The organism is Nostoc sp. DedQUE12b (assembly GCF_034530835.1).
In the GTDB taxonomy this organism is placed as follows: Bacteria; Cyanobacteriota; Cyanobacteriia; order Cyanobacteriales; family Nostocaceae; genus Nostoc.
Window position 1 is genome coordinate 1 of the sequence record NZ_JAVRCI010000020.1, and the last position, 16,595, is coordinate 16,595.

Annotated in this window: 15 protein-coding genes; 9 read left to right on the forward strand and 6 right to left on the reverse strand. The window is 41.3% G+C overall.

Translation table 11 applies throughout. From position 1 onward, the window contains the following. Nucleotides 1–306: 306 nt before the first annotated feature. The 4 genes from RMY16_RS12435 to RMY16_RS12450 all read left to right on the forward strand — a co-directional run bounded on the left by RMY16_RS12435 (nucleotide 307) and on the right by RMY16_RS12450 (nucleotide 4,112). Nucleotides 307–1,611 carry a Tudor-knot domain-containing protein gene (locus RMY16_RS12435; RefSeq protein WP_322736616.1) on the forward strand — a complete coding sequence of 435 codons (1,305 nt, stop codon included), beginning with the start codon at nucleotides 307–309 and terminating at the stop codon, nucleotides 1,609–1,611. A 285-nt stretch (nucleotides 1,612–1,896) separates the two neighbouring features. Then, nucleotides 1,897–3,015, forward strand: a complete 1,119-nt coding sequence (locus RMY16_RS12440) for an aminoglycoside phosphotransferase family protein (protein WP_322736703.1) — start codon at nucleotides 1,897–1,899, stop codon at nucleotides 3,013–3,015. Then, the gene (locus RMY16_RS12445; protein WP_322736617.1) at nucleotides 3,012–3,551 is read left to right on the forward strand and encodes a DOMON-like domain-containing protein; all 540 of its coding nucleotides are present in this window, start codon (nucleotides 3,012–3,014) and stop codon (nucleotides 3,549–3,551) included. The genes RMY16_RS12440 and RMY16_RS12445 overlap by 4 nt, the downstream gene beginning before the upstream one ends. Nucleotides 3,552–3,728: 177 nt before the next feature. After that, entirely contained in the window at nucleotides 3,729–4,112 is a 384-nt protein-coding gene (locus tag RMY16_RS12450; protein WP_322736618.1) for a hypothetical protein, read from the forward strand. 241 nt (nucleotides 4,113–4,353) lie between these two features. On the opposite strand, the gene RMY16_RS12455 is transcribed toward RMY16_RS12450, so the two are convergent. The 6 genes from RMY16_RS12455 to RMY16_RS12480 all read right to left on the reverse strand — a co-directional run bounded on the left by RMY16_RS12455 (nucleotide 4,354) and on the right by RMY16_RS12480 (nucleotide 10,995). Further along, complete coding sequence (locus tag RMY16_RS12455) at nucleotides 4,354–5,241, reverse strand: class I SAM-dependent methyltransferase (protein WP_322736619.1); 888 nt, start codon at nucleotides 5,239–5,241, stop codon at nucleotides 4,354–4,356. 248 nt (nucleotides 5,242–5,489) lie between these two features. Then, entirely contained in the window at nucleotides 5,490–6,125 is a 636-nt protein-coding gene (gene tmk, locus RMY16_RS12460) for a dTMP kinase (protein ID WP_322668642.1), read from the reverse strand. Nucleotides 6,126–6,273: 148 nt separating this feature from the next. Continuing rightward, a complete protein-coding gene (locus RMY16_RS12465; RefSeq protein WP_322736620.1) occupies nucleotides 6,274–7,617 on the reverse strand; it encodes a lactate racemase domain-containing protein in 1,344 nt (447 codons plus the stop codon). Beyond that, the gene (locus RMY16_RS12470) at nucleotides 7,586–8,422 is read right to left on the reverse strand and encodes an SDR family oxidoreductase (protein ID WP_322736621.1); all 837 of its coding nucleotides are present in this window, start codon (nucleotides 8,420–8,422) and stop codon (nucleotides 7,586–7,588) included. Before RMY16_RS12470 ends, RMY16_RS12465 begins: the two co-directional genes overlap by 32 nt. An 87-nt stretch (nucleotides 8,423–8,509) precedes the next feature. Beyond that, nucleotides 8,510–9,937: a glucuronate isomerase gene (uxaC, locus tag RMY16_RS12475; protein WP_322736622.1), complete on the reverse strand. Its 1,428-nt coding sequence runs from the start codon at nucleotides 9,935–9,937 to the stop codon at nucleotides 8,510–8,512. 26 nt (nucleotides 9,938–9,963) lie between these two features. Further along, the gene (locus RMY16_RS12480; protein ID WP_322736623.1) at nucleotides 9,964–10,995 is read right to left on the reverse strand and encodes a LacI family DNA-binding transcriptional regulator; all 1,032 of its coding nucleotides are present in this window, start codon (nucleotides 10,993–10,995) and stop codon (nucleotides 9,964–9,966) included. Between the two features lie 205 nt (nucleotides 10,996–11,200). On the opposite strand from RMY16_RS12480, the gene RMY16_RS12485 reads away from it, so the two are divergent. The 5 genes from RMY16_RS12485 (at nucleotide 11,201) to RMY16_RS12505 (ending at nucleotide 16,343) form a co-directional block, all read left to right on the forward strand. Next, nucleotides 11,201–11,686, forward strand: a complete 486-nt coding sequence (locus RMY16_RS12485) for a gluconokinase (RefSeq protein WP_322736624.1) — start codon at nucleotides 11,201–11,203, stop codon at nucleotides 11,684–11,686. Between the two features lie 137 nt (nucleotides 11,687–11,823). Beyond that, nucleotides 11,824–12,144 (forward strand): DUF1815 family protein, encoded by a 321-nt coding sequence (locus RMY16_RS12490; protein ID WP_322736625.1) that lies wholly within the window; start codon nucleotides 11,824–11,826, stop codon nucleotides 12,142–12,144. Between the two features lie 323 nt (nucleotides 12,145–12,467). Continuing rightward, complete coding sequence (locus RMY16_RS12495) at nucleotides 12,468–13,364, forward strand: inositol oxygenase family protein (RefSeq protein WP_322736626.1); 897 nt, start codon at nucleotides 12,468–12,470, stop codon at nucleotides 13,362–13,364. Nucleotides 13,365–14,179: 815 nt separating this feature from the next. Further along, complete coding sequence (locus RMY16_RS12500; RefSeq protein WP_322736627.1) at nucleotides 14,180–15,181, forward strand: substrate-binding domain-containing protein; 1,002 nt, start codon at nucleotides 14,180–14,182, stop codon at nucleotides 15,179–15,181. A 133-nt stretch (nucleotides 15,182–15,314) separates the two neighbouring features. Continuing rightward, nucleotides 15,315–16,343 carry an ABC transporter substrate-binding protein gene (locus tag RMY16_RS12505; protein WP_322668651.1) on the forward strand — a complete coding sequence of 343 codons (1,029 nt, stop codon included), beginning with the start codon at nucleotides 15,315–15,317 and terminating at the stop codon, nucleotides 16,341–16,343. Nucleotides 16,344–16,595: the final 252 nt, after the last annotated feature.

Genomic DNA, 16,595 nt, shown 5'->3' on the forward strand with positions numbered 1-16,595 from the left:
GTAGCGACTTCCGTCTTCCCTGTAGCGACTTCCGGCTTCCCTGTAGCGACTTCCGGCTTCCCTGTAGCGACTTCCGGCTTCCCTGTAGCGACTACCGTCTTCCCTGTAGTGACTACCGCCTTCCCTGTAGCAGCTTCCGGCTCGATCGCCTATGCAATATCTTGAGGTGTAGCGTCTGTTACTAACATCGTTATTTTTTGATCGGGTTGGGGAACTCTATAAATACGTTTCAGTAATTGCCCAACGCTAAATGTGGGCTGCTCTGAACCGTGTTGTAACGATATCTGGAGTTTTGAGGATCGGCTGATGGATAAATCAATTATTCAGTTGGTTGACGAGTTACCGACTGACAATATTACTGTCAAAGTTTTAAATGCTCTTGATTATGTAGCACCAGGTGAATGGAGCAATTTGACGGGGTTTGACAATAATATCCGCGCCATTACAGGAGTTACCGATGCTAAGGTAATTCAAAAAATCCGCGATCGCGCTGCTAGTTTATACATAGATCCTCAACAAGGCTACCAGTTTGCAATCAAACTTTATCAAACAATTGATAAGGCAGACACAGCGATGGCAGCTGCGGCTTTAGCGAATAAAGTTAGTGAAAAAATCGGCTTTCTCTCTTTTTTAGGCAAAATTACTCCCAAAGCTGATGTCACTCAATCCATTGACTTGGTATTGAAGATTGCTGTCGAAATCATTGCCTTTTGCAAACTAAACGGTATTCCTCAACCTAATCCCCAAGAGTTTGCTAATTCCCTGACTAACAACTATCAAAATGCATCCCTAATGCGGATGGTAGCTTTAGTTTGTCTAGATGGAATTCTGCCCTTGGGCCCTGACTTTCTCAGCAAAATTCAGGGAGTTATTAATGGTACTGATGCTAGTGCAATAACTCAAAATCCGGTTTTCTTAGCGGTTAATAACTTTCTTCCAGGCAGTAATCCTTCTGATAAAGTTGGTTTTATCAGTCAGAGTTTTAACTCCGTGCAAGGCTGGATGAATAATTTAGTATCCAAGACGGGCATAACCCCACAATCAATTTCTAGTAATTTGGGTAATTTTATTCAGATTGCTGATGATAATTTAGATTTAGTTGCAGCATTTTTAGACCAAACTACCAATTACTACGAGCATACAGGAATTCAAACTGTCGCTCGCAGTTTGATTTTGCAAGCATACACTCTAGTAAAAGAGGAAATCAAACAAGAAGAACAAAAACCAATTCAAGATGTCTCATCTGCCGTTAAATCAGATCGGAATCAGTATGAAGTAAGCAAAACAGTAGAAGTCTGGGATAATGATGAGGAGGATTGGTATCAGGGAACCATTGAGAAAATCCAAGATGACCAGTTCTTTATTCATTACCTTGGATACGGTTCATCTTATGACGAGTGGGTAGGCGAAGATGACATTCGGACTCGCGATCTTCGCTCCACTGATGAAAATGGATATGCAGTAGGTCAAAAGGTAAAATGTTGGGATGATGACCAAGAGGCTTGGTATTCCGCAACGATTGAGCAAATCCAAGGCCAGCAATACTATCTTCACTACGTTGGTTATGACTCATCTTATGACGAGTGGGTTGATAGCGATGAGATTTCTTAACTGTTGAATTAGCACGGGATTGACGAGAATTGCAACCCGCAGCTCCCCGACTTTTCAAATAAGTCGAGGAGCTTGTTTTTCACGGATGGATTCAGGATTGCTTTAGTACTTCTAAAAATTCATAATTGACATCTCGTTAATCAATTACGAATTACGTTAGCGTAGCGGTAGCGAGTCCGCGAGCGTCATTACGAATTACGAATTACAAATTATCTTGATACTTGCGCTACGATATCCCCTATTGCTTTCGTGCAATGTACGTGAGGAGTAGTAGAGATGAAACAGATGATAGAAGAATTAAATACACAGGATACCCGGAATCTAGAGGCGATCGCTAACCAATTCGCCCAACAGGGAAAGGTTACAGGCGTTAAAGCATTTGGCAGTGGTAATATAAATGACACCTTTTTAGCAACTCTCGATTCCTCAAAGGAACAATATTTTGTCCTGCAACGCATTAACACACAGGTGTTTCGTCAGCCACAACTGATTATGCAGAATATGCGTACCTTAACTGAACACGTTCAAAAAAGGTTGCAGGATACACCCCTGAATCGTCGCTGGGAAGTGCCACGCGTACTGTTGACCAAAAACGCTCAAGACCACTGGAAGGATGCAGATGGCTCATTTTGGCGGGCAATCAGCTTTATTCAAGGCTCCCAGTCTTTTGATAGTATGCGCGATCGCTCCCACGCGAAAGAAATTGGTTATGCCTTGGGGATGTTCCACAATCTAATCAGCGATTTGCCAGCAGAAAAACTAGCTGACACCCTCGAAGGGTTTCATATTACACCGTTTTATCTCCAGCATTACGAGGAAGTTTTGCCGAAAACTAGTGTGCGTCAATCTTCGGAAGTTAATTATTGCTTACAGTTTGTTAGCGATCGCCAAACCTTTGCACATATCCTAGAAAATGCCAAAGCTGAAGGCAAGTTACCTCTACGTCTGATGCACGGCGATCCCAAAATCAATAACGTGATGTTTGACATTGTTACCCAGCAAGCCGTCAGCGTCATCGACCTAGACACAGTGAAACCCGGTCTGGTACATTACGATATTGGCGATTGCCTGCGATCGGGTTGCAATCCTGCTGGCGAAGAAACCGAGAATTGGGAAAGTATTTATTTCGATACCGATCTGTGTCAAGAAATCCTCCACGGTTATCTTGCTGTGGCTAAGGCATTTCTGACTGAAAATGATTATGCATACATATATGATGCGATTCGTCTAATTACTTTTGAACTAGGACTGAGATTTTTTGCTGATTATTTAGCAGGGAATGTCTACTTCAAAGTTAAGCACCCAGAACATAACTTAGCAAGAGCGATCGTCCAGTTTAAGCTGACCGAAAGTATTGAATCTCAAGAAACGCAGATTCGCCAAATTATCCAAGATATGAAATGAGCAAGCAGACATTTTCCCTGCAATCCTTCCCTTCCACCGAGTCTTTTCCTGATTTTAAAATTACAGGTAATATCTCCCGAAATGCTAATCAACTTGTCATCTCCTACAACCTTGAAGGCGATTTAAAAGAAATTGCAATTTCCCCACCATCAAATGCACCATCACGCAAGCATGAATTGTGGGAAGACACTTGCTTGGAATTCTTCCTTGGCATCAAAGATTCTCAACGTTATTGGGAATTCAACCTCTCCCCCGCTGGACACTGGAATGTCTATCGCTTTGATGATTATCGTCAAGGGATGCAAGAGGAAACTGCCTTTGAAAAGCTACCATTTAGTATTCAGAATCAAACCGATGCTTTGGTACTTGCGTTAGATGTCGATTTGGATAAAATCGTCTCGGTAAACCAAGCCATCGAAATTGGCATTACTACCGTTATCAAACACAGAGATGGTGAGGTGACTTACTGGGCGTTAACTCATCGAGGCGCGGAGGCTGACTTTCATCTCCGAGACAGTTTTATCGTTGAGTTGTGAAATGTGGTTACTGTTACCAATATGCCAAAACGAGAAGGCAGCAACAAGTCACCCATTTGGATGAAAGGCAATTCAACCGTTTGGGTGAGTCAATTGTATGAGGTTAATTTCTATAAATAAGAGGAATCTATTAGTAGAAACTATTAATTCCACTTCACTCTACTTAAGGAGTACCTGATGAAATTAACAACATTGATAAATTCTACAGTTATCATTGCCTCTCTTGCCTTCACATCTGGCATTGCTAGCGCTCAAACAACCAAATCGATAAACACAGCAGTTAATCTTGATGCATTAGGCAGTAATTCTACCAATGTCAGCTACATTCAGCCGTTTAATCTTGTTAATCTTGCTTACCAAGGTGGTTTAAAACAGCAAGGAGTTCCTAGCGGGGGAAGTTTGATTTCTAAAGGTCAACGCGGAAATATTACTGCGAAAGATTTAGTTAAAGCTGCGATCAATGCTAAAAAATTACCAGCACAAGTTTTAAACAATCAAGATTACATCAGTGCTGTTAATTTACAATTGGGGATATTAACCGGAGTAAATTATCCTGGATAAGTACAGCTTTGCCTATGGCTATTTGTAAATTTCTAATTGGATGAAATACAAGTTAACTTTTTCTTTGAACCCTTACGCGCGAGCCAAAATAACCCCTGTACATCTAAGGTACGGGGGTTTTAGATTAAGTTTTTTTATTAGACCGGAGACAATACTTGTCGGGTTTTGGGGAAAAGGGGAAGGTGGGGCCCCCTCTGGGGATAAGGGGCGGGGGGAAGGGGAAAGAAAAAACCTTTACCCTTTAACCTTTACCCTTTAACCCTTTCCCCAAGGCTTTGGGTTTGACGAACTTGAGGGTCATGCGATCGCTCTCTCCAATAGTGAGGAAGCGTTGCCTGTCCTGTTGACCTTGGCTCAAAGTTGGAGGTAGTGTCCAAACTCCGCCCGGATAGTCCTTGGTATCTTTTGGGTTGGCGTTAATCTCTGATTTGCCCACCAATTTGAAACCAGCCTTCTTTACAGCAGCAATTACCCCATCTTCAGACATATAGCCAGTTTTGATACTCTCTTGTAAAGAAATCCCCCCAAGGGCGCGGTGTTCTTCCACCCCTAAGATGCCCCCTGGCTTAAGTGCTTTATAAGCCGCAGCGTAAACCTGCTCGGCATAGCCAGCTTTCACCCAGTTGTGAATATTGCGGAAAGTAACAACCATATCCACAGAGTTTTCTGGGGCTAAGGTAAGTTCATTTGGAGGATTGATTTGGGCTACTTCGACTTTACCAAAAACCTCTGGATTAGCTGCCAGTTTCTCTTGCAAAGCCAAAGCTGGTTTACTTGTGCTAGAACCCAAGTTAGTAACTATGAGTTGTCCTTTGGGTGCTAGAAATGGGGCTAATATCTCAGTATACCAGCCGCTTCCTGGCCACAATTCAACCACCGTCATATTTGGGCACAGCCCGAAGAATTCGAGAGTCTGGGCTGGGTGGCGGTACTTGTCTCGAAGGCGATTCTGCTCTGAACGATGACTACTAGTTAGTATGGTTTGGAGTGTGGTTGTGCCGTTGAATGTCGCTTTTTCGCTCTCGTTGGCTAAAACACTGGGAGATATCACAGATGCCAATACGAGAAAAGCTAAAGTTAGGGCTTTCAGTAAACCTTGGCGGGGGATAAAATTTTGTAAAAATTTCATAGCTGTTGTTTTTATTTTCCCTATCAGCATAAGGGTTAGTAGTGTAGCGATCGCACATCAACTCACTACAACCACAAATCAACTCTATCGATTGACACTAGTAGTCTGCCAACCCAAAAATGCTATGTGGAGGTTGGGTAAAGGGTAAGGGATAAAAAACATGAGTCCCTTTCACCCTTCCCCTTTACCCCGACAAATGCCAAGAAGTCTAACGAATCTGATTAAAAACTTTTAGGCTTATTTTTTCCCTACCTTGCCAAGTGCAGATGTACGCGGAAAATTTCTTGAATTACCTCTTGTACAGCTTCTTTACTCAAGCTGCCATCTACCCGAACAATTCGTGAGGGATGGGATGCTGCCAAATGTGCGTATCCTTGTTGAACGCGCCGATGAAAAGCGATTGTCTCTTGTTCAATGCGGTCTAGTCCTACTTTATCTGAGAGTTTGCGGGACAGTCCGACTTCGACATCGACATCTAGCCAAATAGTTAGGTCGCTTTCTAAACCACCAGTAGCAATATTATTAAGCTGATTGATTAAACTCATGTTCAGACCGCGACCATATCCTTGGTAGGCAATGGTAGAGTCAGTGTAGCGATCGCATAAAATATATTTACCGGCGGCGAGATTTGGTTTGAGTTCTTGTTCAACGTGTTGCGATCGGTCAGCAGCATACAACAAGAGTTCTGTCACTTCTGCAACTGGCTTATCCTCTGCCTTTTCTAGTAACAAGCGGCGAAGATGTACACCTAACTCTGTTCCCCCTGGTTCACGAGTTACCAACACAGAAACGCCCAGACTTTCCAACCACTCAGAACAAAGCTGCATTTGGCTGGTTTTGCCACAGCCTTCCACCCCTTCAAATACAATTAATTTCCCACCCATACTTTTTTGTGCGCTGCTATAAACTGATTCGATGACGTTTCATCAGATCAAGAATAGCGCGAAGTGTAAAATTAACCTGCAATTGCGTAGGCGTAGCCCATCGTAGCTTGGTGGAAAGGCTGTTGTCAATGAAACCGGAAGCCCACACTTACTCCGTCAGGAAAAGTGTGGGTAGTTCACTTACCTGAAAATTACTATCACTCAGACGGTATAATATCTCGCCAGCCTTTGGCACAAGCAATATACCTTCATCCTCTCGGTTAGCCCATTCACTAGGTCGAATAGTCGCCGGATCGCGATAGTTCAAGTTATGAGCAGCACAGCGTTCAGCAGAAATGCCAGTAGCTAAAGTAACCCGAATTCGTGCTTGTTCTTCTTTTATCGGATCAAAAGTACCCATCCCTTTTAAGTGAGTACTATGGGCTAGCACTCCAGCAGGATACTCTTGGAATTTATGCCACTGTTTAAGAAAGTAATCCCGCACATGATAGCCAATTTCGGATAAGATTTCGCCGTGTGTATAGCTAAACTCAGTAATATGAGGAGCATATATAATTACTTCGCCTCCATCGGCTACTACTGGCTCTAACTTGTACATTCCTTTTGCTGCTGTCCAAATGTCATCATACATTTGGGGCATGACTGAAAGCACTTGTTTAAAAGGTCGCTCTACATATTTAATATGCAGTTTAGCTGATAGTTTTGCAGCAGCTTCCCAGGCTGCTTCTGGTTCATCTATATAAAGTCCAGCTAGCTGATTTGTTTTCGGTGCGACCACCATCGCCAAACAAACTTTTGGGGTAGAAATCAGGCTAGCGGCTTGGTTAATCAAACGCCGAACTGGTGTAATTCCCAGTGTACCAATAATTTCGTAACAGGTGATTAAAGCACCTAACCAGTGTGAGATATTAATTACTTCTTGACCACCAATCCCAGGAAAAAAATATTTATTTCCACCAGAGAAACCGACAACTTCATGAGGAAAAACTGGCCCACAAATCGCGATTAAATCGTATTCTGTGACCAGCTTATTAATACGCACATCAACCGACTGATGTAGCATACCACCGCTAATTTCTGCTATTTCGTCTGCCGAAATTACTCCACAAGAAATAAAAGTCTCTGGCTCATTCCAAAGGTGGTTAAAAATGCGAATTTTTTTAAAAGTTGTCTCTCGCTCCTCCGGTGTCACTCCTACCAAGCGATTGATTTGTTTTTCACTCATCGGATTATGTGTACCCAAAGCGATCAAAAAATCCAGAGCCGCTACTCTTTGACTCAATTCCTGATGAAGCAATCGAAACATTTGCGGGATGGGAGCAGTACGGGTACTGTCTGGAATTAACACTAAGATGCGCTGTCCATCAAACTTCGGGTCTGCTAAAGCTTGATGAACTAGCCCGGAAACTTGCTCATCTGAAAGTGTCCCATTATTTACAGCCAGTGAATACATGACATTATTAAACTCCACTGTAGATACTAAATCCACCATCTACCGGCACAACTACCCCGTTAACAAAACTAGAACCAGAACTGCATAACCAGATTAAGGTACTGAGTAATTCATCTGGTTTTCCGAAACGTCCGGCGGGGGTATGGTCAATAATTTTTTGCCCGCGTTCAGTCAAACTGCCATCTGCATTTAGAAGTAAATCTCGATTTTGTTCCCCAATAAAAAAACCTGGTGCGATCGCATTTACTCGCATTCCATCACCATATTTTTGGGCGAGTTCTACGGCTAGCCAACGAGTAAAGTTATCTAGCCCCGCTTTCGCAGCTGAGTAACCAACCACGCGGCTAATCGCTCGGATAGCAGACATAGAAGAAATATTCACAATGCAACCGTGGGGTTGGCTTCTTTCCACCATTGCTTGACCAAAAACCTGACAAGGTAGGAGAGTGCCAACTAAGTTGAGGCTAACCACTTCCTCAAAAGCTGTATGTGGCATCTCAAAAATATTCCCATCAGCAGTAATTGTGGCAGCCGGAATATTACCGCCAGCCATATTTACCAAGATATCTATCTCATCCCAACGCTGTATAATAACATCCCTAGCGATTTCTAATTGGGAGCGATCGCTAACATCTGCTACCACAGCCATACTTTCTCCACCGTCAGCAGTAATCTCAGCCACCACCGCCCCCGCCCTGACTTCATTGCGACCCAAAACCACCACTCGCGCTCCAGCCAAAGCCAAACCCTTTGCCATAGCCCCACCAAGCACACCAGAACCACCCGTAACTACTGCAACCCGCTCCGTCAAGCTAAAAAGTTTACTTAAAATCAACTCCGACATCACCCATTCCCCCAGTACAATTCTCTGCGTACCTCTGCGCTTCCCTTTGCGTCCCTACCCTATGGGAAGGCGAAGCGCCTATGCGTTTCAATTCCCCTCAAACTTATAAGCAACCTTAGCAAGGTCATAAGCCAAAGCACGAGCCATACCATACCCTTCCTCCTCCTCAACCAATCCCCGCGCAACCAATCCAGCCAACCAATTACAAGCTACCCGCCGCCAGACATGATGACGAGCCGGAATCGAAACAAAAGCCCGTGTATCATCATTAAACCCGGCAGTATTATAAATTCCCGCAGTTTCCATTACCTGATTGAAATAACGCTCCATACCATTTACGCTGTCGTGAAACCACCAAGGCGGCCCGAGCAATACACTGGGATAATGACCAGCTAACGGAGCCATCTCGCGGCTATAAGTGCTTTCATCCATGCCAAAAATGATTAAATGGAAGCGGCGATCGTTACCGTAAGCTGATAACAACGGGCGTAGATTTTCAGTCCATTCAATTTTTACAGGAATATCAGCACCTTTATCAGCTCCAAATTTCTCAAATAAAGCCGGATTATGGTTACGCATTACACCACAATGCATTTGCATCACCAACCCATCTTCTACACTCATCCGCGCCATTTCCATGAAGATATGACCGGTAAAATTTTCGACATCACCTGGATTCAGCTTGTTGGCTAATGCTCTCGCAAAGATAGCTTCAGCTTCTTGCTCAGAAAGGCGTGTGGTATAAGGTGTAGCTGCACCTTGATCGGTAGCTGTCGCGCCCATTTTTTTAAAGAAAGCTCGACGTTCTTCTAAAGCTTGCACAAAATTGGCGTAAGTATTAATTTCTCTACCGATAGTGCTTTCCAACTTGCTAAGATTTTCGCGCCAACCAGGAGCATCCAGATTAACTACTGCATCTGGGCGAAAAGTTGGTCTAATTTGAGTAAAACCTTCTTCGTGGAGCGATCGCTGATTCTCTAGGTTATCACTGGCAGCATCGGTAGTACAAAGCACTTCGATGTTAAAGCGTTTGAATAAAGCACGAGGCGAAAATTCTGGTGAGGCTAATAAATCTTCCAGATAATCATAGATACGTCCGGCGTTGCGAGAGTTTAAAGGTTCATCCACCCCAAAGACGTTAGTTAGTTCCTCTTTCAACCATAACCCTGACGGAGTACCTTGGAATAGATAAAAATGGTCGGCGAACAATTGCCAGATTTTACGGTGGTCGGTTTCTGCTGGCGAACCATCATTGCTTGGTATCCCCAAAGATTGCAGAGATACACCCCGACTATAGAGCATCCGCAAAAGGTAGTGGTCAGGGATAATCAGTAATTCCGTGGGCGAACCAAAACGGGCTGCCGGATTAGCTAACAAAACTGGATCTACGTGTCCGTGTGGGCAAACTAAAGGTAACGCAGATATGCTATCAAAAAATTGATGAGCCAATCGTCTTTGAACTGGTTCAGGAGAAAAGCAGCGATCAGGAGATAAACTCAGTTTTTTAGTTAACATAATTTTTGTATAAATTGTTTTGAGTTTTAAATTGTTAATAATGCTGCACTACTACCACGCTGTACTAGAAAAGGAGATAAAACGCGGTTTTCCACAGTTTTTTCTTCTATTAAATCGAGTAACATTTGCATGGCATAACCACCAATTTCTAACATGGGCTGACTAATTGTGGTCAGCGCCGGCGTAACGTAACCGCCCAAAGCAATACCATCAAATCCGACAAGGCTTAAATTTCGTGGTACTAAAATACCTAATTCTTGGCAAGCTAACAAAGCACCAACCGCCACCATATCGTTGTAACAAAATATGGCTGTAACTTCCGCAGCCAATAGTTTAGACAGCATATTTTGTCCGGTGTTCACGTCACTGGTTCTGGTATTATATTCGTCACTAATTGAAACCCAATCAGTATTTTGTGGGATACCAGCTTCTGCAAGGGCCATTTGATATCCTTCTAGGCGCTGCTGGTTCGACCGACTGCGATCGCCTACACCCAAATAACCAATAGCGGTGTGTCCTAAACTAATTAGATGCTCTGTCGCTAATTTAGCACCTAAGCGATCGTCTATTGCAACTGAATAAAATATTTCTGATTGGTCTTCAGTCTGACTATTAATTAGAACTGTTGGTACAGCAATTTGTGTGAGTTGTTTAGTATGCTGTTTACTAATTCGCGAGTCAGCTATTAAGATCCCGTCCACCCTACGGCGATGAAAAGTATCAATAGCTGCCATTTCCTGATCAAAATCTCGGTGTGAAGCACTCAATAAAACACTCAAACCCGCTGGTCTGGCTATCTTCTCGATTCCCTCTACCACCTCACCATAAAAGGGATCTGAAATTGAAGTTACTACTACACCAATAGTATTAGTACATTTATTTTGCAAGCTTTGAGCAATAGCATTTGGCACATAACTCATCTCCTGTGCCAGTCGCTTAATTTCTTCTCGCACTTTCGGGCTAATGAGAGCATTATCTCGCAAAGCGCGTGAAACTGTAGAATGAGAAACCCCTGCTCTACGGGCAATATCTTCAATTGAAATTCTTCGTTTATTCATTATTTTATCTTAGCTTTCAAATATTGCACACGTGTGCATTTGTATGTATTATAGAAAATAATCGTAACTTGTCAAGAGAATTTAATACAACTCACATTTCGCATGGCAAGGAGTTAAAAGTCCTCATTTTCGCCTCCGTTCATGATTGCAACTACAAGTTACGAATTACAAATTCCGAATTAGTGGAACTTTTATTAAGAAAAAAATGATTATTATCGTCATGGGTGTATCTGGTTCTGGAAAAACCACCATCGGAAAACTGCTAGCAGACTCCTTAGAATGGGAATTTAGCGACGCTGATACTTTCCACTCGCCAGAGAATGTTGAGAAAATGCGGCGCGGTATCCCTCTGAGTGAAGATGACAGAATGCCTTGGTTACAAGATTTGCAAACAGCCATCAAGCATTGGCTACAAGAAAATAAAAATGTGGTACTGGCGTGTTCGGCTTTAAAAAATAGCTATCGGCAATTTTTGGTAGTGAATAGCGAACGCATCAAGCTAGTTTACCTCAAAGGGTCTTACGAGTTGATTCAAATGCGCTTACAAGAGCGTAGCAATCATTACATGAGTGAAAAACTGCTCGACAGCCAGTTTTATACCCTTGAAGAACCAGTAGATACTCTATCTATGGATGTTGCACAGCCACCCCAGATAATTGTCCAAAACATTAGAACTGCTCTAGAAATTTAGCTGAGTGATGACAACCGTAATATTAAGATTAATCACGTATCTAGGAAAACACGAACTTTTGGCAACTAAATCACATCAGATGTAAGTCTAAAGAAATATCAAAGCAAGCAGATAACTGTAATGGTAGGAGAAAAGTAGTGTTTCTAAGATTAGCGCAACAGCATCAACAATTCGTCCAAGACTTGGTAATGAACCTGCAAGCCTTGACAACTATACTTGAGCGGCGTGGCTATACTGCGTCTTGTTATACATGCGGCGAGCAAATGAGTGCTTCATTTATGGTTAGCCTGAAAGAAAAGCACCTGATTCGGTTTTTAGTGTCTGATTACGGAATTACTTGGATGGAATTATGGGACGATCGCGAACTAATGAAGTTGGAGGGTGCAGAAGCGATAAACCAGCTACAAGAGTTGGCTAATCTTGTTAAGTATTCCACGACTGTACAATTGAGAAATTGATACTAGGGTGATTGAGTCAGACAGAAAGATTCATAATTATAGCTCTTGCATACGTGTGTCACCTAAAAGATTAGCTTATATCTAGTAAATTCATGCACGGTTGTGCAAAAAAAACAAAAGCACTGTTTTCAATCTGAACTAAACACATTGGGTAAGACAGTGAGGAAAGTGGATTGTGCATAGGTATGCAAAGATGAAATGAAACTTAACACGCATTTTTGCACACGTGTGCAAAAATAAATCCAAGACAGGTTTTGCACACCTGTGCATAATAGAGTGCGAAAGTCCCATTTAACAAATACAATATCGACAAGTAGGAAGATATGTCTCAAACTCTAAATAATGCCATTCTTCAGGCTCAAAACAATCCCTTACATTCACTAGAAGAATGGGAAGAAGACTTACTTAATCGCTATCCCGATCCAGATAACATCGTTAAAGAAGGTAAAACCACCGAAGAGTACAGGAATTACGAAACCACTATCAGAGATACGGTGAAAGAGTTTTATCGGTTAAATCATATTAACCAAACATATAATTTTGTACTTCAAAAAGAAAAAGAATTTTTGAAGTTTGATAAAAAAGAAATGTCTGTTTGGGATGCGATCGAATTTTTGAATCAATTAGTCGATGATTCCGATCCTGATACAGACATGGATCAGTTACAGCATCTATTGCAAACATCAGAAGCTATTCGCGCCGATGGTCATCCTGGCTGGATGGTACTTACTGGCTTCTTTCACGATATGGGGAAAGTGCTTTGTCTGTTTGGTGAACCTCAATGGGCTACTGTAGGCGATACTTATCCTGTAGGTTGTGCATTTTCAGATAAAATTGTTTTTTCAGAATTCTTTAAAAAAAATCCTGATTATAATAACCCCGATTACAACACTAAATATGGCATTTACGAGCCTAACTGTGGATTGAATAATGTACATATGTCATGGGGGCATGATGAGTATTTTTATCAGATGATGAAAAACTATTTGCCCGAACCTGCATTGTATATGCTTCGCTATCACTCATTTTATCCTCAACATCGTGAAAATGCGTATGAACATTTGATGGATAAACATGATAAAGAAATGTTTAAATGGGTACGTTTATTCAATCCCTACGATTTGTATTCCAAAAACCCTATTCCTCCTGATTGGCAAAAATTAAAACCATACTATGAAGATTTGGTGGCTAAATATTTACCCACAACATTAAAATTTTAAACTGCTTGGAGAAGAATTCAGGAGCCAGAATTCAGAATCCTCTATTTCTAAGGGAATAGAGTCAGAACAAGAAATTACATCTGCAAAAAATAAAACAGATATGTAACTGTTCTTTATCCCTAATCAGGCTTAAAAAAATTACTTCTGTATGGTCTTCAAGTGATGGAGGAGCAATAACAAATAAATACGCTTGGCAAGCAGATTTGAGTTGATTTTTAAAATCTAACCAAAGGATGTTTACATTTATCAAAATCCAGCAGTCAAATCAAATTATTTGTCCACTATAAGAGGATCTTTTCTGAAGGAGATTGATTGAGAAATGTTAACGATTTTAACATTGACCTTAATATTGAATAAGCTAATTTATACGAGTATTTTTGAATGTAGACTTTAAGTTATATCGAGAGATTTAAAACCCTTTAAATTTGTAAAGTTCGATAAACAAAATTAATTTCTGTACTAGAGCGGGATAAAATGAAAAAAGTCGATGAACAAATAAAGATTTACAATTTTAATAAAACTAGTTTTTGGAAGTTTCACTTAAAAGCTATTTTCAGGCTATGCGCTACGAAATAATTTTACAAAAAAAATGCGATTGTTTCAAGTAGTGTAATGTTCATAATTGTGCTTGAAGAATAAACTGTTTTCTTTTGTGAAACTAATAGCAATAACTGCAATTAACCAAATTACCAAACTTTTGAAGTTTAAATTCCAGAAGCTAGTAGTAACGCTAGGTTAGGTCTAAGTTTTTCAGACCTACTTTATCTTGTGATAACGTTTATCAAATTTAAATCAGTTGTTAGAAATAGATGAATATGAAAAGAATTTCGCTCATAGTTGGCATATTAGGTTTCGCGGTTGTTGGTTGCACAAATGGCGCTCAAAATAGCAACACAGCTAGTAATAGTACTAACAAGGCTACTAATATAAGCGCAGAAAGTCTTAGTACGCCAAATAGAAAATTGCAAACAATTGGCGTAGCTTTGGGTGATTTAGGCAATCCCTTCTATAATGCAGTGCAGAAGGGGACTGAGACAGAAGCTCAAAAAATCGGAGGGAATATCAGAGTTAATGCAGTTTCTAGTGCCTTTGATCTGAACCAACAAAGCAACCAAATCGAAAATTTTACGGCTGCTAATACTGACTTAATTATCCTCAGCGCTGTTGATAAAAAAGGAGTTAAACCAGTTATCGATCAAGCAAGGCTTGCAGGTAGGGTTGTTATTGCATTAGATTCAGCCGTTGATGCAGATGTAGATGCAATGATTAGTTCCAACAATACCCAAGCTGGTGAGGTTGCTTGCCAATATATTGCCGATCGCCTCAAAGGTCAAGGTAGTGTAGTCATCCTCAACGGTACTCCGATGGACTCAATCAATCAGCGAGTGAGTGGCTGTGAGAAATCATTGTCTAAATATCCGAATATTAAACTCATCTCTAAAGAGCAAAACGCTGAAGGGACAAGGGATGGAGGACTGAGAGTCATGAGCGATTTGCTGACAACCTTTCCGAAAATTGATGCCGTTTTTGCCACTAACGACCAAAGCGGTGTCGGCGCAGATTTAGCAGCTAAACAAGCGAGACGTAAAGAATTTTTTATTGTTGGGGTTGATGGATCGCCCGATGCAACCAAAGCAATGGAAGATAAAGATGGTCTATTTGCTGCAACTGCTGCTCAAAATCCCGCAGGGATGGCTCAAAAAGCGGTTCAGATTGGCAACGATATCATCCAGGGTAAAAAACCTGAGTCACCAAATATCCTGATTCCAGTCAAGTTGGTTACTAGAGAGAACCTCAGCAGCTATCAAGGCTGGTAATTTATAATTCGTAATTCGTAATTATAAAACACAGAAAAAGGCTTGATAAAGGAGGGTTAGTATATTTGACCCGGTTTTTAAAATACATCGTTTTCAAAATTTGTGTAAGTAAGAAATGACTTGTAGGAGATATATGAATGTGAAAAATATTGTAATTGCAGCTAGTCTACTAGGTATGATCAGTGGCAGTCTGATCGGCTGTACAAATAGTTCTCCCGATGGCAACACTGCTACTAATACTGATATTAAACCTGTTACCAATACTAGTGCAGAAATTAAAACCGCCACTGGGAATAGAAAGTTGCGATCGGTTGCCTTCACCGTTGGCGATTTAAGTAACCCTTTCTTCGTTGTTATGGGACAAGCAGTTGAGGCAGAAGCGAAGAGAATTGGCGGAAAAGATGTCAATGTGATTATAGCTTCCAGTGCCTATGACCTCAACCAACAAGCAAACCAAATTGAAAATTTTACTGCCGCGAATACTGACATCATTGTTTTAAATGCTGCTGACAAAAGTGGAATTAGACCAATAGTTCAAAGAGCAAAAAAAGCAGGTGGAATTGTCATTGCCGTAGACACAGGTGCAGAGGGAGGTGTGGATGCCACCATTACGACCAATAATGTCCAAGCTGGAGAAGTTAGTTGTAAATATATTGCTGACCGCCTCAAAGGTAAAGGCAATGTAGTAATAGTTAATGGGCCGCCAGTGGACTCAGTAATTCAGCGAGTTAGTGGCTGCGAAAATGTATTATCCAAATATCCCAATATCAAAATTCTCTCTAAAAACCAGAATGCAGATGGTAGCCGGGATGGAGGGCTGAGAGTTATGACTGATTTGCTCACAACCTTTCCGAAGATTGATGCTGTTTTTGCCATTAACGATCCGAGTGGACTTGGCGCAGAACTAGCAGCGAACCAAGCACAACGTAAAGATTTCTTTATTGTTGGGGTTGATGGTGCGCCAGAAGCAATAACTGCGATCGCCAATAAAGATGGTATATATGCAGCAACTGCTACTCAAAATCCGCGAGGGATGGCCGAAAAAGCAGTTCAAGTTGGCAATGACATTTTAAATGGGAAAAAACTTAGCAGTTCCACCATTTTGATTCCAGTTAAGTTGATCACCAAAGATAACGTCAGTACAGAAAAAGGCTGGAAGTAATAGAAATTGTGAATTTGCAATTGAAAAATATGCCTTTTGATATCAATCTTTTGGTGCGTTTGTAAAGTTTTTGCACATACCTAGAATGTCTGGCGGTTTTCACTTAAATTAATACCAAACCTCATCTTTATTCCTGTCTTTTATTTAATAGCAAGATGGGTTTGGAAAGAGGTTAAAACTCTGCTGCACCCAATTGAGAACCGCTATGTATGTGCATCAGGGGAAAATCTAAGTGTCTATTTATAGCACTCG